The organism is Lentzea sp. CC55 (assembly GCF_021056325.1).
GTDB lineage: Bacteria > Actinomycetota > Actinomycetes > Mycobacteriales > Pseudonocardiaceae > Lentzea > Lentzea jiangxiensis.
This window is the reverse complement of record NZ_JAJCXE010000046.1, coordinates 224,317-249,059: the sequence shown is the minus strand read 5'-3', so window position 1 is coordinate 249,059 and position 24,743 is coordinate 224,317. Positions and strand designations below refer to the sequence as shown.

Genomic DNA, 24,743 nt, shown 5'->3' with positions numbered 1-24,743 from the left:
GAGAAGAAGCATGAGCCAGCGACGGGTCGCCCTGGTCACGGGCGCCACCAGTGGAATCGGTCTCGAGGTCGCGCGCAGCCTCGGCAAGGAGGGCCACGCGGTCTTCGTCGTGGCGCGCACCGCCGAAAACGTGCAGACCACGGTGAAGCAGCTCCGGGAAGAAGGGTACGAGGCGGACGGCGCGGCCGCCGACGTCACGTCCACTGAGGACATCCGCTCCGCGGTGCAGAAGGCGGTCGACGTCTTCGGGCCCGTCGAGATCCTCGTGAACAACGCGGGTCGTGGTGGCGGCGGCATCACCGCCGAGCTGGACGAGAACCTCTGGCTGGACGTCATCGACACCAACCTCAACGGTGTCTTCCGCTTCACCAAAGAGGTCCTGTCCACCGGCAAGATGGTCGAGCAGACCTGGGGCCGGATCATCAACATCGCCTCCACCGGCGGCAAGCAGGGTGTCGTGTTCGCCGCGCCCTACTCGGCGTCCAAGCACGGCGTCGTCGGCTTCACCAAGGCCGTCGGCATCGAGCTCGCGAAGTCCGGCATCACCGTCAACGCGGTGTGCCCCGGCTACGTCGAGACCCCCATGGCCGGCCGCGTCCGCCAGGGCTACGCGAACCACTGGGGTGTCACCGAGGACGAGGTCCTCGAGAAGTTCAACGCCAAGATCCCGCTGGGTCGGTACAGCACGCCGGAAGAGGTCGCCGGTCTCGTGACGTACCTGACCACGGACACCGCGTCCTCGATCACCGCGCAGGCGCTCAACGTCTGCGGCGGGCTGGGCAACTACTGACATGCGCGGCGAGTCGGTAGTCGTCGTCGGGGCCGGGCAGGCGGGCTGCCAGGTCGCGGTGTCCCTGCGCGAGCAGGGACACCGCGGCCCCATCACGCTCATCGGTGACGAGCAGGCCGCGCCGTACCAGCGGCCTCCGCTCACGAAGGACTACCTGGCGGGGCAGACCGACCTGGCCGGGCTGGTCCTGAGGCAGGACTCCTACTACGAGGACCACGGCATCGACCTCGTCCGCGGCGAGCGGGTGGTCGGTGTCGACCTCCAGGCGCGCGTCGCGGTGCTCGGCTGTGCCCGCACCGTGAGCTACGAGCACCTGGTGTTCGCGACGGGGGCGCGGCCGCGCACGCTGCCGATCCCCGGCGCGGAGCACGTGCTGAACCTGCGCACGGTCGCCGACGCGGACGCCATCCGGCGCAAGCTCGACGGCCGGACCGGTCTCGACGTCGTCGTCATCGGTGGCGGGTTCATCGGCCTCGAGTTCGCCGCCGTGGTCAGGAAACTGCGCCACGAGGTGACCGTCGTCGAGGCCCAGCCGCTGGTCATGAGCAGGGCCGTCTCCGCCGAGACGGCGCGGCACCTGACCAACCGGCACCGGAGCGAGGGCGTCCAGGTGCTCACCGGAACGGGTGTCGCGGCCGTCAGGGAAGGTCTCGTCGAGCTCACCGACGGCACGGTGCTCGTGGCGGACCTCGTCGTCGCCGGCATCGGGGTCGTCCCGAACACCGAGGTCGCCCGGAGCGCCGGACTCGCGGTGGACGACGGCATCGTCGTCGACGCGCACCTGCGCACCACCGACCAGCGCGTTCACGCGGTCGGGGACTGCGCGCGGTTCGCCAGCACGCTCACCGGCGGCCTCACGCGCCTCGAGTCCGTGCAGAACGCCACGGACCAGGCCGCGACGGTCGCGAGCGCGATCCTGGGCGGTGCGGAGCCCTACACCGCCCTGCCGTGGTTCTGGAGCGACCAGTACGACCTGAAGCTGCAGATCGCGGGACTCACCGACGGCCACGACCGCGCGGTCACCGTCGGCGACCCGGCGGAAGGCAGGTTCTCGGTGTTCTGCTTCAAGGACGGCCGGCTGGTCGGCGTCGAGGCGTGCAACCGCCCGATCGACTTCCTGATGGGACGCCGGATCCTCGAGGCGGGCAACGCGCTCACCCCGGAGATCGTCGCCCGTCCGGGCTTCGACCTGCGGACGAGCGGGCAGCAGGCGGCGTGACGGGTGCGGGCAGGGGCTGATGCCCTGGGCACCGTCCCGCGATTCCCGTCCGCGGTGGTCGCGGCCCTCGCCCGTGACCCCCGACGGACGGACTCGCGGGACACGGCTAGAGCCAGCCGGCTTCCTCGGCGATGCGGATGGCGTCCACCTTGTTGCGGCCGTTGAGCTTCGTCATGATCGTCGTCAGGTAGTTGCGGACGGTGCCGGCCGAGAGCGACAGCGCGACAGCGATGTCAGGCGCGTCGGTGCCGTTCGCCGCCAGCCGGAGCACCTCGAGCTCGCGGTCGGTGAGCGGGCACTCGCCGCGGTCCCACGCGGCGAGGGCGAGCTGGCTGTCCACGACGCGCTCGCCCGCGTTGACGCGGCGGATCGCCTCGGCGAGCTCCGAGGGGGGCGCGTCCTTCAGCAGGAACCCGTCGACGCGGGCCGCCAGCGCCCGGCGCAGCGTGCCCGGCCGGCCGAGCGAGGTGAGCATCAGCGTTCTGATCTGCGGCATCGTCTCGCGGATCGTCGCCGCGGCACTCAGCCCGTCGAGGATCGGCAGGTCGATGTCGATCACGCAGACGTCCGGGCTGTGGTGCCGCGCGGTCGGCACGATCCTGTCGCCCGAGCTGACCTCGGCCACGACCTCGATGTCCGGTTCGAGGTTGAGCAGCGCGATGAGAGCACCGCGCACCATGTGCATGTCCTCCGCGAGCAGAACCCTGATCATCGCGCCCCTCCGCGCGCCACCATATCCCCGAACGTTCATGTCGCGCTCCACGCCACATCGAGGCGACCCGAGAAGGGTGGGAAGAGCCGCCTGGTGAAGGGATGCGCCGTGGAACGCAGCGTCAACGTGACAGTCGTGTACTACTCCTCGACCGGGACGATCCACCGCCTGGCGTCGGAGATCTCCGAGACGGCCGAGAAGCAGGGCGCCGAGGTGCGGCTGGTCCGCGCCGCGGAGCTGGCGCCGCGGCACGTGGTGGACTCCCGGCCCGCCTGGGCGGCGCACCTCGGGGACACCGAGGACGTCCCGGTGGCGTCGGCCGGCGACGTGCTGTGGGCCGACGCCGTCCTGTTCGGCACGCCGACCCGTTTCGGCAACGTCTCAGCGCAGCTCAAGCAGTTCATCGACACGCTGGGGCCCGCGTGGTCCGGCGGCCTGCTCGCGGACAAGGTGTACAGCGCCTTCACCTCCGGCGTCAGCGCGCACGGCGGTATGGAGACCACGCTCGTGTCCATCTACAACATGGTCTGCCACTTCGGCGGGATCATCGTGCCTCCCGGTGGCGACCTGAACCCCTACGGCACCTCGCACGTCCTGGGCGCGGACAACGCGCCGGTCGGCGACAGGGCGTTGCGGGCGGCTCAACTGCAGGCGGAACGCGTCGTGCGGGTCGCACGCGCGCTGAAGGAGGTCTGACCGCGGTGCGAGTGAAGGATGTTTTCGTCAGTGGCAACGGAGTGCGGCTGCCGTCGACGCTGACGGTCGCGGACGCGATCGTCTCGGGGGAGTGCGAGCCCAGGCTCGTCGCGCGGACGGACGTCGAGTCCGTCTCGGTGTCCCCGGACGAGTCGGCGGCGGAGATGGCGGTCGAGGCGGCGAGGGTGGCGTTGGCCCATGCGGGATCCGCGCCCGGCGACGTCGACCTGATCCTGCACGCCACCACCTACCACCAGGGCCAGGACCTGTGGCCCGTCGGCTCGTACATCCAGCGCGAGACCGTGCGGAACTCCTGCCTGGCGCTGGAGATCCGGCAGATGTCCAACGGCGGCCTGGCCGCGATGGACCTCGCGGTGTCCTACCTCTCCGCGAGGCCGGGCAGGGACGCGCTCCTGACGTCCTCCGACCGCTTCTGCCTGCCCGGCATCGACCGGTGGCGCACAGATCCCGGGACTCCCTACGGCGACGGCGCGTCGGCCATGGTGCTGTCCACGCGCGGCGGCTACGCGCAGCTGCTGTCGCTCGCCATCAACGCCGACTCGGACCTCGAGCCGCTGCACCGCGGCGACGTGCCGTTCGGCCTCGCGCCGTTCTCGCACCGCATCCCGGTGGACTTCGAGGAGGCCAAGCTGACGTTCAGCCGGGAGTTCGGCCTCTCCTACGGCATCAACAAGGCCAACGCCGGCCAGGCGCTCGCCGTCGAGCAGGCGCTGTCGGACGCCGACATGAAGATCGGCGACGCCGACTGGGTGATCCTGCCGCACTTCGGCCGCCGCCGCCTGGACGTGAACTACCTGCGCCCGTACGGCATCGCGCCGGAGCGCACCACCTGGGAGTGGAGCCGCACGGTCGGCCACCTCGGCGCGGGCGACCAGTTCGCGAGCCTCGACCACCTCGTGCGGACCGGCAAGGCCAGGTCCGGGCAGCGGATCGTCATGTTCGGCGTGGGCGCCGGCTACAGCTGGGGATGCGCGGTCATCGAGATGCTGTGACCACCGGTGAGCGCCGGGGCGGGTTCGCCGTACCGCCCTGCCCTGGCTGAGCAGTGCCGGCCGGACCAGCGTGAACGTCATCCGCCCGGCCGCGAAGTCGGCGTTCCTCGTGGTGGGTGCCGAGCAACCCGGGCGGTGCCCACCCGCCGATCTCGGCGGCCGGCGGTCAGGCGATGGGGATCTCGGCCCGCAACCGGTAGGTGTGCTCGGGCGTGAGGCCCGCCTGCAGGTCACCGCCCAGCGCGCGGACGCGGGTGGTGAGGTTGCCGATCCCGCTGCCGTCCCGCGAACTCTGCTGGCTCGACGAGATCCCGTCGTTGACGATGTCCATCGTGACGAGTTCGCCGGAGCTGGACACCACGATCTCGCAGCGCCCGGCCTTGCTGTGCCGCAGCAGGTTCGTCACGCCCTCGCGCAGCACGGTCGCGAGCGTGACCTTCACCTCCTTGGACAGCCGGTCGCAGGGGTCGATCCTGACGGTGACGTCGATGTCCGCCGCGGACAGCAGCGCCCGCGCCGACCGGGCCTCCTCGTCGAACGACAGCTCGCGGTAGCTCAGCGCCACCGACCGCACGTCCGCGAGCGCCTGCCGGGAGATCCCCAGCACCTCGGTGAGCTCCTGCCGCGCCCGGTCCGGGTCGGCGGTGAGCAGCCGGTGCGTCAGCTCGCTCTTCAGCGTGATCGCGGAGAGGCTGTAGCCGAGCAGGTCGTGCAGGTCGCGGGCGAACCGCAGCCGTTCCTGCGTGACGGCCGCCGCCGCGAGCTCCTCCCGCGCCTCGTGCAACTGGTTCACCATGGACCGAAGCCGGGTCAGCGCGTAGAGCACCAGGCCGTGGTTGGTCGTGGCCATCACGCCGTACGCGATGGCCACCGCGTTCTCGCCGAGCGCGCTGTAGATCACGCCCTGCAGCGCGACGACCGAGAAGAACGCGATCCACCCGGCGCGGCGCGGCAGCAGCAGCGCCCCCGCTCCGGCGAGGAAGCCGGGCACGCCCGCGAGGTAGGGGTTGGCGAACACCAGGGGAGGGACGAACACGCAGAACGCCAGTCCGGCGAGCACCAGGATCCGCCGCGACAGGCTCAGCCGGACGTGCGGGCGGATCACCACGCCCAGCACGAGCACGGCGGTGCCGACGATGCCGATCGCGGCGACCTCGACCCCGGCCGACCTGACCGGGTAGTACGTCACCAGCGTCATCGCCATCGCCGCGTACCCGACCACCACTGCCGTGATCAGCACCTGCGCGAACCGCGTCGCGATCGGCGGGCCCGAGAAGCGCGGCGCGGCCGCCTGGTTCTCGGGTGCCGGTTCCACCGGCACCTCGGCGTGCAGGTGGTAGGTGCCGCCCGAGGTGGTCCTGGCGAGCAGGGAGCCACCGATGGCCGAGGTGCGGGTGGTGAGGTTGCTCAGACCGCTGCCGCGCTTGGCCTCGGTCTCGGCGAGTGCTCCGTCGTTGACGATGTCGATCGACGCCAGCCGGTCCGTGCCGGAGATCGTGATGGTGCAGCGGGTCGCCTCGCTGTGCCGCAGCAGGTTCGTCACGCCCTCGCGCAGCACGGTCGCGAGCACCGTCCGGGACCGGGGTGAGAGGTCGGGGTGGTCCGTCTCGATCGTGGTCCGCACGCCCGCGGCGGTCAGCACCGACCGCGCCGACTCGATCTCGTCGGCGAGCGACAGTTCGCGGTAGCTCGAGGCCACCGCGCGAACGTCGGCCAGTGCCTCGCGGGCGATGCTCAGGATGTCCGTCAACTCCCGCACGGCGCGTTCGGTGTGCGTGCCGATCAGCCTGCAGGTCAGCTCGACCTTCAGCGTGATCGCGGACAGGCTGAAGCCGAGCAGGTCGTGCAGGTCGCGGGCGAACCGCAGGCGCTCCTGCGAGACCGCGAGGTCGGCGAGCTCGGAGCGGGCGGTCTCCAGCTCCTCGACCAGCGTCGGGAGCCGGGACAGGCCGTAGACGACCAGGCCGGCGACCAGCGACTGCACCACGTAGTAGGCCAGCTGGGCGGGGTCGCTGACGTACAACGACCTGATCGCGCCGTTGCTCAGCGCCACCGCGAAGAACACCAGCCACCGCACCCGGTGCGGCAGGACCAGCAGAGCGCTGCCCGCCAGGAAGCCGGGCATGCCGTGCCAGGCGTTGGGGAAGAACGGGACCGGCGCGTACACCAGCCCGGCCATGACGCCCAGCGCGAGATGCGCCCTGCCCGAACGCAGGTCGGACCCCGGCCGGCTGAACACCCGCAGTTGCAGGTACCCGATCAGGAGCAGGCAGACGAGCGCGGCCCCGGCGTGCGCGGGTGTCGGACCGGCGTTCAGGACGTAGGAGAAGGCGTTGCCGAGGTAGTTGACGAAGACCACGCTGATGACGACGTACGCCAAACGACGGGAGACGGATGAGCGTTCCTGTCGTGATGTCACAGCAGCTCCCACGCGAGGGTCGGGACACGGCCATGATACGGGCGTGTCTTGGGAAGTCGCGCGGTTTGCGATCCGTGACCGGAGCGCCACGACAGCGGCTCAGCACCTGGCCGGGACGACGAGCCCTGCCCCGGCGAGATAGGCGACGACGTCGGCGACCAGGGCCTTCTCGACGTGCAGCGCCTCGGCGACCTGGGTGATCGTGCCGGCGTTGTCCAGCAACGACTTCGCGATCTCCGTGGCGGGCGCGCCGTGCAGGATCACCTGGTAGGTGAGGCCCGGGCACGCCAGTGCCTGGTCTCCGTTGAGCCGCTCGATCCCGGTGCCCCACCGCATCGTCACGAGCTCGTCGTGCCCGATGAAGGGCAACCAGAAGTTGGCGTCCCGCGTCACCGCGACGAGCGACAGGATCGGGCCGGCGCCGTCGTTGAGCCCGAGCGACGGCACGACGCAGCCACCGAGCAGGTCGAGGGTGTTCTTGAGCTTGCGCCAGATGAGGCACGGCCCGGCCCCGGCCCTCCACCTCACGAAGTTCTCGTGCAGCGCGGAGATGTTCTCCAGCGCCACCGGACCCAGGCTCATGCGGTGCAACGCCTCGCGCACGAGCGGGCTGGTGTCCGCGATCTCGATCGAGCCCCACCTCCCGTGCACGGTCAGGTGCTCGCTCCCCTCGTCGACGAACGCGTCCTCCAGCAACGACCACAGCGGGCGGCAGGCCGGGATGTGCGACTCGGTGGGCACCACGGCGCCTCCGCTCGGGCAGCTACATGAAAAGGGGGATCGGGTTCAGCTCGTCGTACCGGTGTGGCCGGGTCAGTCGCCCCAGTTGTACCGGCACGTCGTAGAGGCGCCCTTGAGCGAACCTCGACCAGAAGTGCCGCAGACCCGGCACGACCACCCGGACGACCGGCAACCCGAGGTCGGGCCTGGTCTGGTCGAGGACCAGCAGCTCCATCCCGCGGTCCTCGAGGGTGGCGCGGATGGCGTGGACGTCGTCGGCCAGGTCCTCGCGGTGCGTGTAGCCGTGGTGCAGGGCGACGCGCGCCGGCTCGGCCGGGTCGGGGACGAGCCACGGGTGGTCCTCGATCGTGGCGTTCTCGAACCAGCGCCGGACGTCCACGTCGAGACCGCCCATGCCGGTGGACCCGCACACCATCGGCATGCACTGGTTGAGCTCGGTGAGCGCCCGGCGTGCGGCGATCCGCGGGTCCAGGTGCGCCCCGCAGCCGAGCACGATGTCCTCGCGCGGGCCGCCGCCGCTGCGGCGTGACAGCGCGACCATCACCGGCACGCCGAGATCCGCCGTCACGTCGAGCAGCCACACCTCGCGGCCGAGGCTCGCGTGCACCTCGCGGTTCCGCGTGATCCACGGATCGTGGAACGAGTCCAGGTCCATGCCCGGTGCCGCCGTGCGGTTGTACCACCAGATGGCGACGGCATCGCGCTCGACGAGCTCCAGGAGTCCCTGCAGCACGGCGTCTTCCAGGCTGCTGCCCGCGGCGCACCCGTTGGAGTTCGCCCTCACGCTCGGCGGACAGGGGGCGCCGAAGTAGAGCATGCCGGTGGGCAGGAGCTTGTGCCGCTGCCCGGTGAGCGACCACAGCGGTGTCCAGTCCATCACCTCGTCCTCGTCGAACGGGGTGGTGACGTGCTGGAAGTCCGAGTGCGCCGCGTTCCACCGCTCGCGGCCGGCGAACTGGTGCGGGTGGTAGTGCTGGACGGTGTCGGGGTGGATCGCCCGGCCGGTCAGCGACCGGTAGCTGCCGCTCACCAGGGCCTCGTCGCCGACGTACACGCCGCTGCGTCGTTCCACGGCCTCGCACAGCGCCCCGACGCGGGCGTCGAGCGCCGTGACGCCCTTGCCGCCGGTGTCCGCGCGCAGCGCCGAACGCAGCCCCTCGATGCCTTCCCCGGCGGCGACGTTCGAGCCGGAGCGGAAGGAGTTGAAGAACGCGGGGCCGTTGTCGTCGCGGCGGATCTCCTTCACGATGCCGGTGACCGGGCCCACCAGGTGCCGGTAGGTGTCGAGCACCTCCTGCGGTGGTGACGACCGGTGGCCGCCGCCGTCGCTGGAGTGCTTCGCGCGGCTCGTGAGCTCGACCGGCTCGAACGCCCTGCGCGCGACGACCCCGGGGTCGCCACAGCCCGGGCACTGCGGACGGACCCGCACGTCGTGCTGCGAGACCTGCATGGTCAGGCTGTCGTAGCTCCAGATGGTCCGCTGCGCGTCCTGGCGGATGCCGGCGAGCCACTTGGCCGTCTCCACCGAGGCGATCTCCAGCGCCATCGCGGTGAGCGACGGCAGACCGATGGCGGGCCGTGGCGCGGGACCCTGTTGCCCGCACCGCCGCCGCACGTGCGCCTCGGCTTTGCGGTTCGCCGACAACCGGACCGCCAGGCATCGCCAGCACGGGCCGTCGCCGGGGGTGAAGAACGGGCCGACGGACACCTCCGCGCCCACGGGCTTGACCAGCAGCCAGGGCTTGCCGGTCATCCGGTGCGCCTCGTCGATGTCGCGCAGTTCGGGTGCCAGGTAATCGGCACAGGCGACGACCGTCAGGTCACCACCCCGAGGGGTGACCATGAGTTCGTTGCGGTGCAAGGCGTCCACGAGCGAGTCGTGGGCGATGTCGCCGATCGCGACGACGGAGACGAGCGACGTCGTTGTCGCCGCCACCGCGTCCGCGGAGTCGAGGCCCGCCGCGTCCCAGTAGGCGAGCGTGGCCTCGGTCGTGGCTGAACCGTCCTCCTCACCGCGTGGCCCGATCAGGCCCGCCGCGGCGAGCCTGGTGAGCATGCGGCCGACCGTGTCGGCCGTCAGGCCGGCGGGCAGGTCGCGCAGCACGGCGGCGAGGTCACGAGTGCCGTCGAGCAGCGGTGCGAGCGACTCGACGTGGGAACCCTGGATCGCGGTGACCCCGGTTTCGCCGATCAGGTACACGGCCTCGCCCTGGACGATCTGCGGTCGCAGGTGGCGCAGGAACCCGATGCGTTGTTCAGCCAGTTCGGGTGTCATGCAGCGAGGACCTCGTCCTGCACGCGGTACGCGCTGCCCGGCGCCGTGGCCGTCCAGCCGACCCCGATGAACCAGTCCATCGAGGCCTCGCGGTCGAACTGGTAGATCTTCATGTCGTCGGAGTCGTCCGCGGTGACGACGGAAGAAGGAAGGTGTTCGACGTTGGTGGTGGGGTGCATGGCCAGCTCCGGTGTTTGGGGTGATTTGTTGTGGGTAAGCATGCGGACCGGCGTTGATGTCCCGGTAGTTACTGGCTAATGCGCCGCCGTATGAAGTTTTCATACCCCCCGAGGGCAGAACTCACCTGACATCGGTGGTCCGTGCACTAACGCGCTCCCGTTGGGCCGAGCAGACTAGTGGCGTGCTCGGAACCGAAGGAGGAGTCGCGATGCAGATCAAGGTTTTGGGGCCTGTCGAGGCCGTGCTGAACGGTCGCTCGGTGACTCCCACCGCGGCCAAGCCGAGGCAGATCCTGGCACTGCTGGCACTGAACTCCAGGCAGGTCGTCTCCGTGCCCACCCTGGTGGAGGAGCTGTGGGGCGACCGGCCGCCGCGCAGCGCCCGCACCACCCTGCAGACCTACATCCTCCAGCTGCGCAAGCTGATCGGAGACGCGCTGTCGTCGTCCGGCGAGAACGGCGCGAAGGAGGTGCTCGTCACCCGCTACGGCGGCTACCTCCTCGACGTGCCGCCGGAGTCCGTCGACGTGCACGAGTTCGAACGCCTCGGCCGTGCCGGCCAGCAGGCCTACGACGTCGAGGACTACGCCAGCGCCTCCCGGCTGCTGCGCCAGGCGCTGGACATGTGGCGCGGCACGGCCGTGGTGGACGTGCGGCCGGGGATGCCGCTCGGCATCGAGGTCGTGCGCCTGGAGGAAGCGCGCCTGAGCGCCCTGGAGACGCGCATCGACGCGGAGATGCGGATGGGCAAGCACACGGTGTTGCTCAGCGAGCTCTCCGTGCTGAGCGTGCAGAACCCGATGAACGAGAACCTGTGCGCGCAGTACATGATCTCGCTGTTCCGCGCCGGCCGGCAGTGGCAGGCGCTCGACGCGTTCAAGGCGCTGCACACCACGCTGAACCGGGAGCTCGGCGTCGAGCCCTCGTCGCGCCTGCAACTGTTGCAGCACGCCATTCTCACGTCCGACCCGCGACTGGACAGCACGGAAACCCTCCAGTTGCAACGTCTTCTCGCCTGATTGTCGTCCCGCGTCTTCCCGGTTCCCGCCGAGCGGGGCCGCGCGTCAGACCCGAACTCATTTCCAGCGGCTCCCGCCACACCGTGGCGGGGGCCGTTTTCGCTGCGCGGGGAGGGTTTTCTTCGAGGCCATCTCCAGCGGCCCACTGCCGAGCGCTGACAACCTCGGACATGGGCGTGCGGAAACCGCCCGCTGGACGAAAGGAAACTAGCCGTGAGCGCACTGACCATCGAGGGTCTCCAGGAGATCCTCAACGAGGCCGCGGGCGACGACGACTCGTTCAAGCCGGGCCAGGACATCCTCGACACCCCGTTCCTTGAGCTGGGCTTCGACTCCCTCGCCCTGCTGGAGACCGTCGCGTTGATCAAGCGCAAGCACGGTGCCTCCATCGCCGACGACGAGATGGCGTACATCGAGACGCCACGTCAGCTGCTGGACAAGGTCAACGGACAGATCGCGGCCTGACGCCGGCGACTCGGAATCGGAGACGGACATGACGCACACCACCACGCACACGGTCATGATCGGGGCTCCCGCCAAGGTGGTGTACGACCTGGTCGCGGACGTGACGACCTGGCCGTACATCTTCGGACCCACGGTGCACGCCGAGGTGTTCGAACGGGACGGCTCGACGGAACGGTTGCGGTTGCACGCCTTCGCCAACGGTGACGTGCGCACGTGGACGTCCCGGCGAGAGCTCGACCCGGCGAACCTGCACATCTCCTTCGAGCAGGAGCGTTCGGCCGCACCCGTGAAGACGATGGGTGGGGAGTGGCGGATCGTCCCGATCGCCGACTCGGCGACTCGGGTCGATCTGCTCCACCACTTCACGGCGGCGCAGCCGGAGGCGGTCGACCTCATCCTGAACGCCGTCAACAACAACAGCGACGCCGAGCTCGCCGCCCTCAAGCGGGCGGCCGAGTACGGCGACGACTACGACAAGCTGGTGCTGTCGTTCTCCGACAGCGTCACGATCCAGGCGGGCCGCGAGGACGTCTACGAGTTCCTGTACCGCTCGGACCTGTGGCCGCAGCGGCTGCCGCACGTGGCGCGCCTGGACCTCACCGAGGCCGTCACCGGGGTGCAGTCCATGGAGATGGACACCCGCAGCCCGGACGGGTCGATCCACACCACGCACTCGGTGCGGGTCTGCACCCCGTACGAGGGAATCGTCTACAAGCAGACGCACACGCCGCCGATCATGGCGGCGCACGTCGGCCGGTGGACGTTCCGGGACCTCGCCGACGGTGCCGGCATCGAGGCGACCTCGCACCACACGGTCGTCATCCGGCCGGAGGTCGTCCCCGAGGTGCTGGGGGCAGACGGCACGGTCGAGCGCGCTCGCGAGCTCATCCGCACCGCGCTGGGCACCAACAGCCTCACGACGCTGCGGCACGCCAAGGAATTCGCCGAGAACGGATGAGGTGACGCGATGGGGTCGGGTGGCGCGGACTTGCTCATCGCCGCTGCACGCGCCGCAAGCCGCAACGGGCTCTACGTGGTGGCCATGTACCTGGAGAAGGCCGCGATCGAACACCAGCGCAACGGATGTCCCGCGGAGGTGGGGCACTGCGCTCATGAGATCGAGGCTTCCCGAGTACTGCTGTCGGGCTTCTGAAGACCGAGGCGCGGAGGCCGGATGAAGCTCTACGACGTGTCGCTGCGCCGCCCCGGCCTGTCCACTTCGGACCGGCTGGTCGCGGTGCGGCGCCTCGACGCGCTCGGGGTCGCGTTCGTCGACGGAGGCCGGCCTGCACGGCGGTTCTACCGCCGTGCCGGGATCGAGCTCCGGCTGCGGACCGCCACCCTCATCGCCTCCGGTGCTCCGGAGGACCTCACCGCACTGATCACCGCGGAGACCCCCGCGGTGGCGATAGTTGTCCAAGGGCACGGCTTCTCGGAGGTCCGCGAAGCCGTGCGCCGACTCGTGCGCGCCGGACGACGAGTGGTCGTCGAGGCGCGGGACTTCTTCGACGGCTGGCTGAGCGACCCCGAACACGCTTTGGAGGTCGTTCTGACCGCCGCGGAGGCTGGGGCGGAAACCGTGTTGCTGCACGACACCGCGGGCGGGCTGTGGCCGGACCAGATCGGCGAGATCGTCGAGACGATCGCGGAAACCGGTGTGCCCGTCGGCTTCGGATGTCACGACGACGGTGGCTCGGCGGCGAAACAGCTGTTCGCGACCGAGGCCGGGGCCGGACTCGTACAGGGGTCCTACGCCGTAGTTCGAGGTGGCCTCGATCGGGCCGTCTCACCATCGGTTCATTCGGCAGAGACAGGTATCGCACCCGTGCCCTGTCCGAGATTGGAGCAGACCATGTCCGCACAGAAGGCGATTGGAGGTGTCCGATGAGTCGTCGCGCCGTCATCACCGGGGTGGGCGTGGTCGCACCTGGTGGCATAGGAACGAAGGCGTATTGGAAACTGCTGTCCGAAGGGCGTACGGCGACTCGCACCATCTCGCACTTCGACGCGTCCCCGTACCGCTCCCGCATGGCGGGTGAAGCAGATTTCGACCCGGTGCGCGAAGGCCTGACGCCGCAGGAGATCCGCCGGCTCGACCGCGCGGCGCAGTTCGCCGTCGTCGCGGGTCGTGAGGCGATGGCCGACTCCGGCATCGAGTTCGACCAGCTCGACCCCGGCCGCATCGGGGTCTCGCTCGGCACCGCGGTCGGCTGCACGACCTCGCTGGAGCGCGAGTTCATCGTCGGCTCCGACCGGGGCAAGTACTGGGAGGTCGACCAGTCCTACGCCGTCCCGCACCTCTACGACTACTTCACGCCGTCCTCGATGGCGACGGAGCTGGCGTGGACGGTCGGCGCGGAGGGACCGGTCTCCGTGGTCTCCACGGGCTGCACCTCCGGTCTCGACTCGGTCGGCTACGCGGCCGAGCTGATCATGGAGGGCTCCGCGGACGTCGTCGTCACCGGCGGCACCGAGGCCCCGCTCTCCCCGATCACCGTGGTGTGCTTCGACGTGATCCGCGCGTCCAGCACCCGCAACGACGACCCCACCTCGGCGTGCCGGCCGTTCGACAAGACCCGCGACGGCCTGGTGCTGGGCGAGGGTTGCGCGATCATCGTGCTCGAGGAGCTGGAGCACGCACGGGCTCGCGGCGCGCACATCTACGGTGAGATCGGCGGCTTCGCCTCGCGGTGCAACGCCTACCACATGACGGGCCTGCACCCCGAGGGCATCGAGATGTCCGACGCCATCAACATCGCGCTGAAGCAGGCGCGGGCGGACGCCACGGACGTCGGCTACATCAACGCGCACGGGTCGGGCACCAAGCAGAACGACCTGCACGAGACGGCCGCGTTCAAGCGTTCGTTGGGTGCGCACGCGTACAAGACCCCGGTCTCCGGCTTCAAGTCGATGATCGGGCACTCGCTGGGTGCGATCGGGTCCCTGGAGATCGTCGGCTCGCTGCTGGCGTTCGAGCAGGACCTCATCCCGCCGACGGCGAACCTGCACGAGCCGGACCCCGAGTGCGACCTCGACTACACGCCGCTGGTCGCGCGCGAGAAGAAGGTCAACACGGTCCTCACGGTGGGCAGTGGTTTCGGTGGATTCCAGAGCGCCATGGTGCTCAAGAAGGTGGAAGGGGCAGGCCGGTGACTCGTGCGGTGGTGACGGGAATCGGCATCGCCTCGCCGACCGGGCTGGGGCCGACCGCGTACTGGCGGGCGACCCTGCAGGGCGAGGCGGCGATCAAGCCGATCACCCGGTTCGACAGCGCCAACTACTGGGCGAAGATCGCCGGTGAGGTGCCGGGCTTCGAGGCAGGCCGGCACCTGCAGGGCCGGCTCCTGCCGCAGACGGACCACATGACGCGGTTGACGCTGGTGGGCACCGACTGGGCGTTGCGCGGCGCGGGTGTGCAGCCGAACGACATCCCGGACACCGACATCGCGGTGATCACCGCCGCGACGGCCGGCGGGTACGAGTTCGGTCAGCGCGAGCTGCAGAAGCTGTGGCACCAGGGCCCGGAGTACGTCTCGGCGTACCAGTCGTTCGCGTGGTTCTACGCGGTGAACACGGGCCAGATCTCCATCCGGCACGGCACGCGCGGTCCCGGCGCGGTCGTGGTGTCCGAGCAGGCCGGTGGCATCGACTCCATCGGCCACGCCCGGCGCCAGCTGCGCAAGGGCGTCCAGCTCGCGCTGACCGGCGGCATGGACTCCTCCCTGTGCCCGTGGGCGTGGGTCGCCCACCAGGCGTCGGGATGCCTGTCGCGCAACAACAACCCGAAGCGCGCCTACCTGCCGTTCGACCGCGACGCGGCCGGCTACGTGGCGGGCGAGGGCGGCGCGATCATGGTGGTCGAGACGCCGGAGTCGGCGGCCGGCCGTCCCGGGACGCGCATCTACGGCGAGATCGTCGGGTACGCCTCGACGTTCGACTCGAAGATGCCGTCGCGGGAGCCCGGCCTGAAGCGGGCGGCCGAGCTGGCGCTGCGCGACGCCGGCATGGACGCCTCGGAGATCGACGTGGTGTTCGCCGACGCGGCGGGCATCCCGGAGCTCGACAAGGCCGAGGCCGACGCGATCAAGGCGATCTTCGGGCCGTACGGCGTGCCGGTGACGGCGCCGAAGACGATGACGGGCCGTCTGTTCGCCGGTGGCGGCTCCCTCGACGTGGCGTCGGCGATCCTCTCCATCTACTGGAGCGCGATCCCGCCGACCATCAACGTCGAGAACCTCGTGCCGGAGTACGAGCTCGACCTCGTCATGAACGAGGCTCGGCACGGCAAGATCAAGGCCGCGCTGGTGCTCGGACGCGGCAAGGGCGGCTTCAACTCCGCCATGGTGGTTCGCGAATACAGGTGATGTCGTGCCTCGGGGGCCGTGGGGGTTTTCCCCCTCACGGCCCCCGAGCCGTTTCTGGAGGCGACTTGTGGACGTAGCACTGATGTTTCCCGGGCAGGGGTCGCAGTACCCGCGGATGGCGGCCTCCCTGTACGGCACGGACGCCGTGTTCACCTCGGTGGCCGACGAGGTGTTCGAGCTCTTCGGCGAGGTCGGCTCGGTCGCCTGCGAGGACTGGCTGTCCGGCGCCGACATCGACCACGTGTCCCGCGCGCAGCCGTTGCTGTTCGCGGTCGACTACGCGCTGGGCCGCACGGTCCTGTCGTGGGGCGTGGAGCCCGTCGCGCTGATCGGGCACTCCGCCGGCGAGGTCGTCGCGGCGACGCTGGCGGGCGTGTTCTCGCTGGAGGAAGCCGTGTCCCTGGTGCGCGACCGCGTGCTGTCCGCCGTGCCGATCCCGTCCGGCGGCATGCTCGCCGTCGCGGCCTCCGAGGCCGACCTGCTGCCGTACCTGGAGGGCGACGTCGCGATCGCCGCCGTGAACTCGGCCCGGCAGACGATGCTGGCGGGCTCCGACGAGCCGCTGGCACGCGTGCGGGCGCGGCTGGAGGCGGACGAGTACGTCGTCGTGACGGTGCCGGCGTCGACGCCGTTCCACAGCCCGGCGATGCAGCCCGCCGTCGACGAGGCGCTGGCGTCGTGGAGCGCTTCCCCCGTGGCGCCGTCGATGCCGCTGTACTCCGGCTACACGGGCAAGCTGATGACCGAGGAGGACGCGCTGTCCCCGCGGTTCTGGACGCGCCAGCTGACCGACGCCGTCTACTTCGGACCGGCGCTCACCGAGCTGGTGGCGATGCACGACGTGCTGCTGGTGGAGGCGGGGCCGGGCCAGACGCTGACGTCGTTCGCGCGCCGCACGAAGGCCGTGCGGTCCGGTGCCTCCCAGGTGCTGCCGCTGCTGGACGCCGCCGACTCCGTGGAAACGGCTCGTGCCCGTCTGGTGTGAGCTCGTGAACCACAAGGGCCGCCCTCTCCCGGAGGGCGGCCCTTGAGCGCTGCTAGTCGATGCCGCGGACGATGTGGTCTTCGTTCTCGGGTGGCCATACGTCGCTGTTTTCCATACCTGCGAAGGTAAGTACGGTGATTCAGCTCTCACTTGAGGTCTGGTCGTCGAGCAGGGCCACGGCCCTCGTCCAGCCCGCTCCGGCGCCCTTGATCTTGACCGGGAACGCGACGACGGTGAAGCCGAAGTCCGGCAGGGCGTCGAGGTTCGCCAAGCGTTCGATCTGGCAGTACTCGCGGTCGCGGCCGGCGAAGTGCGCGGGCCACAGCACGCTCTCGTCCTTCGTCCGCAGGTAGCGCTTGACGATGTCCGGGAACGGCGCGTCGAGGCTGAACGCGTCGGTCGCGATCACCTTGACCCCGAGGTCCAGCAGGAAGTTCGTGGCGGGGCCGTCGAGTCCGGTGTAGTCGGTGAAGTAGGTCTGGGTGCCCGCGTGCTCGGCGGCGCCGGTGTCGAGGATGACGATGTCCATCGGCTTCGGCGTGTAACCGATGCGCGCGAACTCCTTCTCGAGCACCTCGACGCCGATGACGCCGGTGCCGTGGCCGCGCACGTCGAGCTTCACGCCGGGGTTGTGGAACCACTCCAGCGGCATCTCGTCGATGTGGCGCGGGATCCCGTTGCCGTACGTGGTCTTCGAGCCGTAGTGCGACGGCGCGTCGACGTGCGTGCCGGTGTGGGAGGTGAGGCTGATCCGGTCCAGCGTGAGGAACTCGGAGTCCCGCAGCACGGAGACGTCGAACTCGATGCCGAGCCGCGCCTTGAGCTGCTCGGCCATGTGTTCCGCGCCCTGGGCGGCCGTGAGCACCTCGTGCGTCACCGGGTCCGCTTCGTACGCGGATGCGTCAATGTGGGAAGACAGATCGATGATGCGCATGGTGCAGAGCCTGGCGGGCGTTCCTTGAGCACGTCTCAAGACGCGGTGTGCATGGTTTTACCGAGAAACAAAGGGAAATCGCCGACACCGCTGCATCAGGGAGTGCCACCTCATGATCACCTTCCTCAACCGCTTCACGCTCACCGGTGACCCCGAGGAGTTCGAGAAGGCCTTCGACGAGACGGCGGCCTTCCTGCGCGAGCAGCCGGGCCTGATCGAGTACACGCTCTCGCGCCAGCTCGACGACCCGGCCTCCTACATCAACATCGCGCTGTGGGAGAGCGCCGACGCCCTGCGCGCCGCCCTGGCGCACCCGGACTTCGGCAACCACGCCAAGGCGATGCGCGGCCTCGCCGAGTCCTCGGGCGCCATCTACAACCCGCGCCTGTCGTTCGAAGCCTGATCATGGGTCCACTGGACGGACTGCAGGTCGTCGAGTTCGGCGGCATCGGCCCCGGTCCGCACGGCGCGATGCTGCTCGCGGACCTCGGCGCGACGGTCACGCGCGTCGAGCGCCCGTCCGGCGGGCTGTCCGTGGTGCCGGACGCCTCCCGCGACTTCCTGTTGCGCGGCAGGCGTTCGGTGGCCGCGGACCTCAAGTCGCCGGAGGGCCGGGCCGCGGTCCTGTCGCTCATCTCGTCCGCGGACGTGGTGATCGAGGGCTTCCGCCCCGGCGTGCTGGAACGGCTCGGGCTCGGACCGTCCGACTGCCTCGCGGCCAACCCCGGCCTGGTCTACGCGCGGATGACCGGCTGGGGCCAGGACGGCCCGCTCGCCCAGCGCGCCGGGCACGACATCAACTACCTGTCGGTGACCGGGGTGCTGCACGCGATCGGCAAACCGCCGCTGAACCTCGTCGGCGACTTCGGTGGCGGATCGCTCTACCTGGTGCTGGGCGTGCTGGCGGCGCTGTGGGAGCGGCAGCGCACCGGGCGCGGCCAGGTCGTCGACGCGGCGATCGTCGACGGCGTGGCGTCGCTCGCGCAGATGATCTGGTCGATGAAGGCGCAGTCGGTGTGGCAGGACGCGCCGGACGCGAACCTGCTCGACGGCGGGTGCCCGTTCTACTCGATCTACGAGTGCGCGGACGGCCGTTCCGTCGCCGTGGGGTCGCTGGAACCGCAGTTCTACGCCCTGCTCCTGGCCGGGCTGGGGCTGAACGCCGTCGACCTGCCCGAGCAGGGGGACCGCGACTCCTGGCCGTTGCTGCGCAAGACGTTCGCCGAGGTGTTCCTGACCCGGACGCGCGACGAGTGGTCGGAGGTGTTCGCCTCGACCGACGCCTGCGTGACGCCGGTGCTGACGCTGCGGGAGGCGTCCTCGCACCCGCACCTGGTGGCCAGGGGTGTGTTCACGCAGGAAGGCGCCGCCGTCCCTGCGCCGCGCTTTTCCAGCGACTAGATTCGGTCTTCGTGGAACTGCGCATCTTCACCGAGCCCCAGCAGGGGGCGAGCTACGACGACCTGCTCCGCGTGGCGCGGACGGCCGAGGACGCCGGCTATGGCGCCTTCTTCCGCTCCGACCACTACCTCAAGATGGGGTCGGTCGACGGTCTGCCCGGCCCGACCGACCCGTGGATCACGTTCGCCGGGCTCGCCCGCGACACGTCGACGATCCGCCTGGGCACGCTGATGACCGCCGCGACGTTCCGCCACCCCGGACCGCTCGCCATCAGCGTCGCCCAGGTCGACCAGATGTCCGGCGGCCGCGTGGAGTTCGGCATCGGCGCCGGCTGGTACGAGGCCGAGCACACCGCGTACGGCATCCCGTTCCCGGCGCTGGGGGAGCGCTTCGAGCGCTACGAGGAGCAGGTCGCGATCATCACCGGCCTGTGGGAGACCCCCGAGGGCGGCACGTTCTCGTTCGAGGGCAAGCACTACTCGCTCACCGACTCGCCCGCGCTGCCCAAGCCCGCGCAGGAACGCGTCCCGGTGCTGATCGGCGGCATGGGCGCCAAGCGCACCCCGGCGCTCGCCGCGTCCTACGCCACCGAGTTCAACCTGCCGTTCGTCGGCATCGACGCCGCGGTGGAGCAGTTCGGGCGCGTCGACGCCGCGTGCGAGGAGATCGGCCGCGACCCGGAGGAGCTGATCCGCTCCGTCGCGCTCGTCGCGTGCGTGGGCCGCACCGACGCCGACGTCGCCCGCCGTGCCGCCGCGATCGGCCGCGAGGTCGACGAGCTCAAGGAGAACGGCCTGGCCGGCACCCCGGCCGAGGTCGTCGACCGCATCGGGAAGTGGCGCGAGGCGACCGGTGTGCGGCGGGTGTACCTGCAGGTCCTCGACCTCGCCGACCTCGACCACCTCACCGAGGTCGCGTCGGACGTGGCTCCCCAGCTCTGAGACGACGGACATCGGGCATCAGGCGAGCGCTTCGCGGACCGCCGCCGGCATCGGCAGGACGTGCCGCGCGAACGGTCGCCGATGTCCGATGTACCGCAGCTGCAGGCCGGGGTCGTCGAGGTAGCGCTGCTCCAGCCCGCGCCGCCCCAGCACCAGTTCCAGCCCGCGCCCGAGCATCGACGGCGAGTCGAGGCCGAACCGCTCGCGCAGCACGTCGGCGGCGGCGTGGTCACCGAACTCCAGCGCCGCCCGCCGGACGGACTCGACCGGCACCACCAGGTACTGCTCGTCCGCGCGCACGCCGTCGCGGTGCGGGATGCCGAGCGCGCCGAGCGCCTTCTGGTGCGCGCCGCCGTCGAGCCCGAGGAAGTACCGCTCCCACTCCGCGACCCCGATCTCGCCGGACCACGCGCGCACGGGCGCGGCCACCGCCACCGGCCCGGTCGACGTGGTGCCCGCCGCCACCAGTGCCGTGACACCGGCAGCCGTGAACAACTGGCGTCGGGACAGCCTCACGACGCACCCTCCTCCGCAGGCCCCGGAGGAGAACTCCGCCGCTCCCCGCCGCGGGGCTACGGAATGCTAGCGAAGGTGATACCCGCGGCGACGGGGCCGGAACGGGTCAAAGTGCGGTCCGTAAGGGGGAGCGTGCCGTCGAGCGCCGCGAGCACGGAGTCACGGGCGATCGGCAGCACCTCCGCGACGGTGACGTCGCGGCCCAGCTCGTGCGAGAGAGAAGCGACGCCCGCGTCCTTGATGCCGCACGGGATGATGTCGTCGAACGCGTCGAGGCTCGCGTTGCAGTTGATCTCGAAGCCGTGCATGGTCACGCCGCGCTGCACGCGGATGCCGATCGCGGCGACCTTGCGCTCCGGACCCCTGTCGTCGGCGGGCAGCCACACGCCGCTGCGGCCCTCGACCCGGCCGGTGTGCACGCCGAGCTTGTCGCAGACGTCGATCAGGCCCTGCTCGACGCGCCGCACGTACTCCACGACGTCGATCGGGTCGGCGAGCTTGACGATCGGGTAGCCGACCAGCTGGCCGGGGCCGTGCCAGGTGATCTTGCCGCCGCGGTCGACGTCGACGACCGGGGTGTCACCACCGCGCGGGCGTTCCTCGTCGAGGGTGCGCCGGCCGCAGGTGTAGACGGGCGGGTGCTCGAGCAGCAGCAGCGTGTCCGGGCTGGTGCCGGCGGCACGAGCCTCGGCGATCTCCTTCTGCAGGTCCCACGCCGCCATGTAGTCGATGAGCCCCAGCTCACGGATGACGACGGGGTCTGACGAGGTGCGGCACGAGTTCACGACCCGACGTTACCAACCCCAGAGCGGTGGCCGCCAAGAGTCCGACGCCCGTCACACCCAGCGCCGCGCCGAGGACGTCGGTGACCCAGTGCATCTCCAGCACGACCCTCGCGAACCCGGCCACCAGCACCGCGAGCACGGCCCACAGAACTCCTCGCCGGAGCAGGACGACCAGGGTGAAGCAGACCGACGCGACCGCCACGGTGTGCCCGCTCGGGTAGCTCGGCAGGTGGTACTCGACGGGGCGCACGCGGTCGAAGAGGAACCGCGTGAAGATCGTCGCGCAGCACAGGGCGTGCACCGCGAGCGCCTTCCACAGCCGCGGGTCGCGCCGCCGCCAGGCCAGCACGGACAGCACCGCCGCGAACGCCCACCCGACCGTCGGCCCCAGGACCAGGCTCACCGCGAACGCCGTGGCCCGCAGCCAGTCCGGTCTCGGCAGCACGTCGTGCGTCCAGACGTCGAGCGCCGTCGTCTCCGGCAGTCCCAGCAGGATCCACGAGATCACCAGTACCGCGGCGAACGCACGAGTCATGCGACCGCCGCGCTCAGGGCGGCCGGCAGCGCCGGGTGCAGGAACGGGAACCCGTGCGCCTCCAGCACCCCCGGCGTGAGGCCGGGACCGCTCAGCAGCAGCTCCTGCGCCATCTCGCCGCCGAGCAGCGTCTTCAGCGCGAACGCCGGGACGACCCACGGCGTCGGCCGGTTCAGCGCCGCACCGGCCGCCTTGGTGAACTCGGCGTTCGTCGCCGGAGTGGGCGCGGCGACGTTGACCGGGCCGCGGATCTCCTGGTGCTCGGTGACGAACCGGTAGGCGGACACGACGTCGTCCAGCGACACCCACGGGAAGAACTGCTCCCCGGTCCCGAGCTTGCCGCCGAGGAAGAACTGGAACACCGGCTTCAACCGGCCGAACACGCCACCCGACGGGGAGATGACGACGGCGGTGCGCATCAGCACCACCCGGACGCCACCCGCCTGGGCCGCGGACGTCGCCGCCTCCCAGTCCTGCGTCAGCCGCGCCATGTAGGTGTGCCCGGCCGGCGCGTCCTCACCCACGAGCCGCGAACCGGTGTCGCCGTAGAAGTGGGCGCCGGAGGAGTTGATGAGCGCGGGCACGCCGTGCTCGACGACCGCCGCCGACAGCACCTCGGTCGGGACGACCCTGCTGTCGTGCAGGACCTGCTTGCGCGCGTCGTCCCACCGCTTGTCGCCGATGCCCGCGCCGCACAGGTTGATGACGGCGTCGACGCCGTCGAACGTGCCCTCGTCGACGCGGCCCGCGTACGGGTCCCAGCCGCGTTCGTCGGGGGCGGCGGCTTTGCGGCGCACCAGTCGCAGCACCTCATGACCCGCGGCGCGCATGGACGCGACCAGGCTCGTACCGATCAGGCCGGACGATCCCGCGATGACGACTCGCATGCCTGGATCGTTCCGCACCGGACCATTCCGTGCACAGTGGCACGAATGTGCCGAAGGCCACCCCGGGCGGGACCCGGGGTGGCCTTCACATCGGCGTTGCCGCGTCAGAGACCGAGGTCGGCCTCGAACGCGCCCTCCTCGAGACGGTTTTTGACCGTCGTGAGGAAGCGGCCCGCGTCCGCACCGTCGACCAGGCGGTGGTCGTAGGTGAGCGCGAGGTACATCATCGAGCGGATCGCGATCGTGTCGTTGCCGTCCTCGTCGGTCAGGACGACCGGGCGCTTCTTCACGACGCCGACGCCCAGGATGCCGACCTGCGGCTGCTGGATGATCGGGGTGTCGAAGAGGGCGCCGTTGCTGCCGAGGTTGGTCAGCGAGAACGTGCCACCGGCGAGCTCGTCCGGCGTGAGCTTGTTCGACCGGGCGCGCGCCGCCAGGTCACCGATCTTGTGGGCGATGCCCGACAGGTTCAGGTCACCGGCGTTGTGGATCACGGCGTTGAGCAGGCCGCGCTCCGTGTCGATCGCCAGGCCGAGGTGCTCGGCACCGTGGTAGGTGACCTCCTTGCGCTCCTCGTCGATCGACGCGTTGAGCACCGGGTGGGCCTTGAGCGCCTCGATGGCGGCCTTGGCGAAGAACGGCAGGAACGTGAGCTTCGCGCCCTCACGAGCCTCGAACGCCTTCTTCGCCTGGTTGCGCAGGCGGGCGATCTTGGTGACGTCGACCTCGAACACCTGGGTGAGCTGGGCCGACTGCTGCAGCGACTCACGCGTGCGCTGCGCGACGATCTGGCGCAGGCGCGGGAGCTTCTGCACGGTGCCGCGCTTGCCCGAGTTGTCGGCCGCGGCCGGGGTGGCGGTGCGGGCGGCGGGGGCGGTGGCGGCCGGAGCGGCGGCGGCGGGCGCCGGAGCCGGGGCCTTCTTGGCCTCGACGGCGGCGAGCACGTCCTGCTTGCGGATGCGGCCACCGACACCGGTGCCCTTGAGCGAGCCCAGGTCGATGCCGTTCTCCGACGCGAGCTTGCGCACGAGCGGCGTCACGTACGGCGTGCCGTTCGCGTCGTCCGAGGAAGACGCAGAAGAAGCGGGCGCTTCCTGCTTCGGCGCCGGGGCCGGGGCGGCCTGCGGAGCCGGGGCCTGCTGCTTCGGGGCCTCCTCCTGCTTCGGCGCGGGGGCGGGGGCCTCCTGCTTCGGCTCGGGCTTCGACTCCGGCGCGGGAGCGGACTGCGCCGCCGGGCTGCCGGAACCGACGACGGCGAGCTTGCCGCCGACCTCGACGGTCTCGTCCTCACCGGCGACGATCTCGAGCAGCGTGCCCGCGACCGGCGACGGGATCTCGGTGTCGACCTTGTCGGTCGAGACCTCGAGCAGCGGCTCGTCGACCTCGACGCTGTCGCCGACCTGCTTCAGCCAGCGGGTGACGGTGCCCTCGGTGACGGACTCGCCGAGCGCGGGCATCGTGACGTCGGTGCCCTCGGCGGAACCACCGGACTGGGCGGGCGCCGCGGGAGCCTCCTGGGCTTCCTCGGAAGGCTGCTGCGGAGCCGGCTGCGTCTGCTGCGGCTCGGGCTCGGGGGCGGACTCCTGCGCCGGGGCGGGCGCGGGCTCGGCGGAACCGCCGTCACCGTCACCGATGACCGCGAGCTCGCCACCGACCTCGACGGTGTCGTCCTCCTGCGCGACGATCTTCTGCAGGACGCCCGCCGCGGGGGAGGGGATCTCGGTGTCGACCTTGTCGGTGGACACCTCGAGCAACGGCTCGTCCACCTCCACCCGGTCGCCTTCCTGCTTCAACCACCGGGTGACCGTGCCCTCGGTGACACTCTCACCGAGTGCGGGCATCTGGACGGAGAAGGCCATTGTTCGCT

Annotated in this window: 26 protein-coding genes; 15 read left to right on the top strand and 11 right to left on the bottom strand. The window is 70.7% G+C overall.

Annotation, left to right across the window (positions count from 1 at the left end):
- Positions 1-10: 10 nt before the first annotated feature.
- Together L6E10_RS30430 and L6E10_RS30425 are read left to right on the top strand one after the other, a co-directional pair.
- On the top strand, positions 11-790 hold the full coding sequence (locus L6E10_RS30430; protein ID WP_236223591.1) for an SDR family NAD(P)-dependent oxidoreductase: 780 nt from the start codon (positions 11-13) through the stop codon (positions 788-790).
- 1 nt (position 791) lies between these two features.
- Positions 792-2,009, top strand: coding sequence for an NAD(P)/FAD-dependent oxidoreductase (locus L6E10_RS30425; RefSeq protein WP_236223590.1), 1,218 nt, complete (start codon positions 792-794; stop codon positions 2,007-2,009).
- A gap of 106 nt (positions 2,010-2,115) precedes the next feature.
- Here the strand turns inward: L6E10_RS30425 and L6E10_RS30420 are convergent, their stop codons facing one another.
- Entirely contained in the window at positions 2,116-2,721 is a 606-nt protein-coding gene (locus L6E10_RS30420; RefSeq protein ID WP_236223589.1) for a DNA-binding response regulator, read from the bottom strand.
- Between the two features lie 108 nt (positions 2,722-2,829).
- Between L6E10_RS30420 and L6E10_RS30415 the strand changes: the two genes are divergently transcribed.
- Both L6E10_RS30415 and L6E10_RS30410 read left to right on the top strand, forming a co-directional pair.
- On the top strand, positions 2,830-3,417 hold the full coding sequence (locus tag L6E10_RS30415; protein ID WP_236223588.1) for an NAD(P)H-dependent oxidoreductase: 588 nt from the start codon (positions 2,830-2,832) through the stop codon (positions 3,415-3,417).
- Between the two features lie 5 nt (positions 3,418-3,422).
- Positions 3,423-4,430 (top strand): ketoacyl-ACP synthase III family protein, encoded by a 1,008-nt coding sequence (locus L6E10_RS30410; protein ID WP_236223587.1) that lies wholly within the window; start codon positions 3,423-3,425, stop codon positions 4,428-4,430.
- A 166-nt stretch (positions 4,431-4,596) separates the two neighbouring features.
- Here L6E10_RS30410 and L6E10_RS30405 read toward each other — a convergent pair whose 3' ends face one another.
- From L6E10_RS30405 to L6E10_RS30390, 4 genes are all read right to left on the bottom strand, one after another.
- Positions 4,597-6,849 carry a sensor histidine kinase gene (locus L6E10_RS30405; protein ID WP_236223586.1) on the bottom strand — a complete coding sequence of 751 codons (2,253 nt, stop codon included), beginning with the start codon at positions 6,847-6,849 and terminating at the stop codon, positions 4,597-4,599.
- 99 nt (positions 6,850-6,948) lie between these two features.
- Positions 6,949-7,593 (bottom strand): hypothetical protein, encoded by a 645-nt coding sequence (locus tag L6E10_RS30400; protein WP_236223585.1) that lies wholly within the window; start codon positions 7,591-7,593, stop codon positions 6,949-6,951.
- Positions 7,594-7,612: 19 nt separating this feature from the next.
- A complete protein-coding gene (locus L6E10_RS30395; protein WP_236223584.1) occupies positions 7,613-9,865 on the bottom strand; it encodes a TOMM precursor leader peptide-binding protein in 2,253 nt (750 codons plus the stop codon).
- Positions 9,862-10,044, bottom strand: a complete 183-nt coding sequence (locus L6E10_RS30390) for a hypothetical protein (RefSeq protein ID WP_236223583.1) — start codon at positions 10,042-10,044, stop codon at positions 9,862-9,864. Before L6E10_RS30390 ends, L6E10_RS30395 begins: the two co-directional genes overlap by 4 nt.
- 209 nt (positions 10,045-10,253) lie before the next feature.
- On the opposite strand from L6E10_RS30390, the gene L6E10_RS30385 reads away from it, so the two are divergent.
- The 8 genes from L6E10_RS30385 (at position 10,254) to L6E10_RS30350 (ending at position 16,877) form a co-directional block, all read left to right on the top strand.
- The gene (locus tag L6E10_RS30385; protein WP_236223582.1) at positions 10,254-11,063 is read left to right on the top strand and encodes an AfsR/SARP family transcriptional regulator; all 810 of its coding nucleotides are present in this window, start codon (positions 10,254-10,256) and stop codon (positions 11,061-11,063) included.
- 213 nt (positions 11,064-11,276) lie between these two features.
- Complete coding sequence (locus tag L6E10_RS30380) at positions 11,277-11,528, top strand: acyl carrier protein (protein WP_090100723.1); 252 nt, start codon at positions 11,277-11,279, stop codon at positions 11,526-11,528.
- A 28-nt stretch (positions 11,529-11,556) separates the two neighbouring features.
- Complete coding sequence (locus L6E10_RS30375; RefSeq protein ID WP_236223581.1) at positions 11,557-12,486, top strand: aromatase/cyclase; 930 nt, start codon at positions 11,557-11,559, stop codon at positions 12,484-12,486.
- Between the two features lie 9 nt (positions 12,487-12,495).
- Positions 12,496-12,681 carry a hypothetical protein gene (locus tag L6E10_RS30370; protein WP_236223580.1) on the top strand — a complete coding sequence of 62 codons (186 nt, stop codon included), beginning with the start codon at positions 12,496-12,498 and terminating at the stop codon, positions 12,679-12,681.
- Between the two features lie 21 nt (positions 12,682-12,702).
- Entirely contained in the window at positions 12,703-13,416 is a 714-nt protein-coding gene (locus tag L6E10_RS30365; protein WP_236223579.1) for a hypothetical protein, read from the top strand.
- Entirely contained in the window at positions 13,413-14,681 is a 1,269-nt protein-coding gene (locus L6E10_RS30360) for a beta-ketoacyl synthase (protein ID WP_236223578.1), read from the top strand. Before L6E10_RS30365 ends, L6E10_RS30360 begins: the two co-directional genes overlap by 4 nt.
- Positions 14,678-15,892 (top strand): ketosynthase chain-length factor, encoded by a 1,215-nt coding sequence (locus L6E10_RS30355; protein WP_236223577.1) that lies wholly within the window; start codon positions 14,678-14,680, stop codon positions 15,890-15,892. Before L6E10_RS30360 ends, L6E10_RS30355 begins: the two co-directional genes overlap by 4 nt.
- A 67-nt stretch (positions 15,893-15,959) precedes the next feature.
- Entirely contained in the window at positions 15,960-16,877 is a 918-nt protein-coding gene (locus L6E10_RS30350) for an acyltransferase domain-containing protein (RefSeq protein WP_236223576.1), read from the top strand.
- Positions 16,878-17,016: 139 nt separating this feature from the next.
- Here the strand turns inward: L6E10_RS30350 and L6E10_RS30345 are convergent, their stop codons facing one another.
- Positions 17,017-17,811, bottom strand: a complete 795-nt coding sequence (locus L6E10_RS30345) for a cyclase family protein (RefSeq protein WP_236223575.1) — start codon at positions 17,809-17,811, stop codon at positions 17,017-17,019.
- Positions 17,812-17,923: 112 nt separating this feature from the next.
- Here L6E10_RS30345 and L6E10_RS30340 point away from each other — a divergent pair, with 112 nt between their 5' ends.
- From L6E10_RS30340 to L6E10_RS30330, 3 genes are read left to right on the top strand one after another with little or no spacing between them, the layout of a single operon-like run.
- Positions 17,924-18,214 (top strand): antibiotic biosynthesis monooxygenase, encoded by a 291-nt coding sequence (locus L6E10_RS30340; RefSeq protein WP_236223574.1) that lies wholly within the window; start codon positions 17,924-17,926, stop codon positions 18,212-18,214.
- Positions 18,214-19,212, top strand: coding sequence for a CaiB/BaiF CoA-transferase family protein (locus tag L6E10_RS30335; RefSeq protein WP_308102919.1), 999 nt, complete (start codon positions 18,214-18,216; stop codon positions 19,210-19,212). The genes L6E10_RS30340 and L6E10_RS30335 overlap by 1 nt, the downstream gene beginning before the upstream one ends.
- A gap of 11 nt (positions 19,213-19,223) precedes the next feature.
- Positions 19,224-20,153 (top strand): LLM class F420-dependent oxidoreductase, encoded by a 930-nt coding sequence (locus L6E10_RS30330; protein WP_236223573.1) that lies wholly within the window; start codon positions 19,224-19,226, stop codon positions 20,151-20,153.
- Positions 20,154-20,171: 18 nt separating this feature from the next.
- Here the strand turns inward: L6E10_RS30330 and L6E10_RS30325 are convergent, their stop codons facing one another.
- The 5 genes from L6E10_RS30325 to sucB form a co-directional block, all read right to left on the bottom strand.
- Positions 20,172-20,669 carry a hypothetical protein gene (locus L6E10_RS30325; RefSeq protein ID WP_236223572.1) on the bottom strand — a complete coding sequence of 166 codons (498 nt, stop codon included), beginning with the start codon at positions 20,667-20,669 and terminating at the stop codon, positions 20,172-20,174.
- A gap of 56 nt (positions 20,670-20,725) precedes the next feature.
- Positions 20,726-21,454 carry a lipoyl(octanoyl) transferase LipB gene (lipB, locus tag L6E10_RS30320; RefSeq protein WP_236223571.1) on the bottom strand — a complete coding sequence of 243 codons (729 nt, stop codon included), beginning with the start codon at positions 21,452-21,454 and terminating at the stop codon, positions 20,726-20,728.
- Positions 21,411-21,989: a phosphatase PAP2 family protein gene (locus L6E10_RS30315; protein WP_236223570.1), complete on the bottom strand. Its 579-nt coding sequence runs from the start codon at positions 21,987-21,989 to the stop codon at positions 21,411-21,413. Before L6E10_RS30315 ends, lipB begins: the two co-directional genes overlap by 44 nt.
- Positions 21,986-22,876 (bottom strand): TIGR01777 family oxidoreductase, encoded by an 891-nt coding sequence (locus L6E10_RS30310; RefSeq protein ID WP_236223569.1) that lies wholly within the window; start codon positions 22,874-22,876, stop codon positions 21,986-21,988. Before L6E10_RS30310 ends, L6E10_RS30315 begins: the two co-directional genes overlap by 4 nt.
- A gap of 104 nt (positions 22,877-22,980) precedes the next feature.
- The gene (gene sucB, locus L6E10_RS30305; RefSeq protein WP_236223568.1) at positions 22,981-24,735 is read right to left on the bottom strand and encodes a 2-oxoglutarate dehydrogenase, E2 component, dihydrolipoamide succinyltransferase; all 1,755 of its coding nucleotides are present in this window, start codon (positions 24,733-24,735) and stop codon (positions 22,981-22,983) included.
- Positions 24,736-24,743 lie beyond the last annotated feature (8 nt).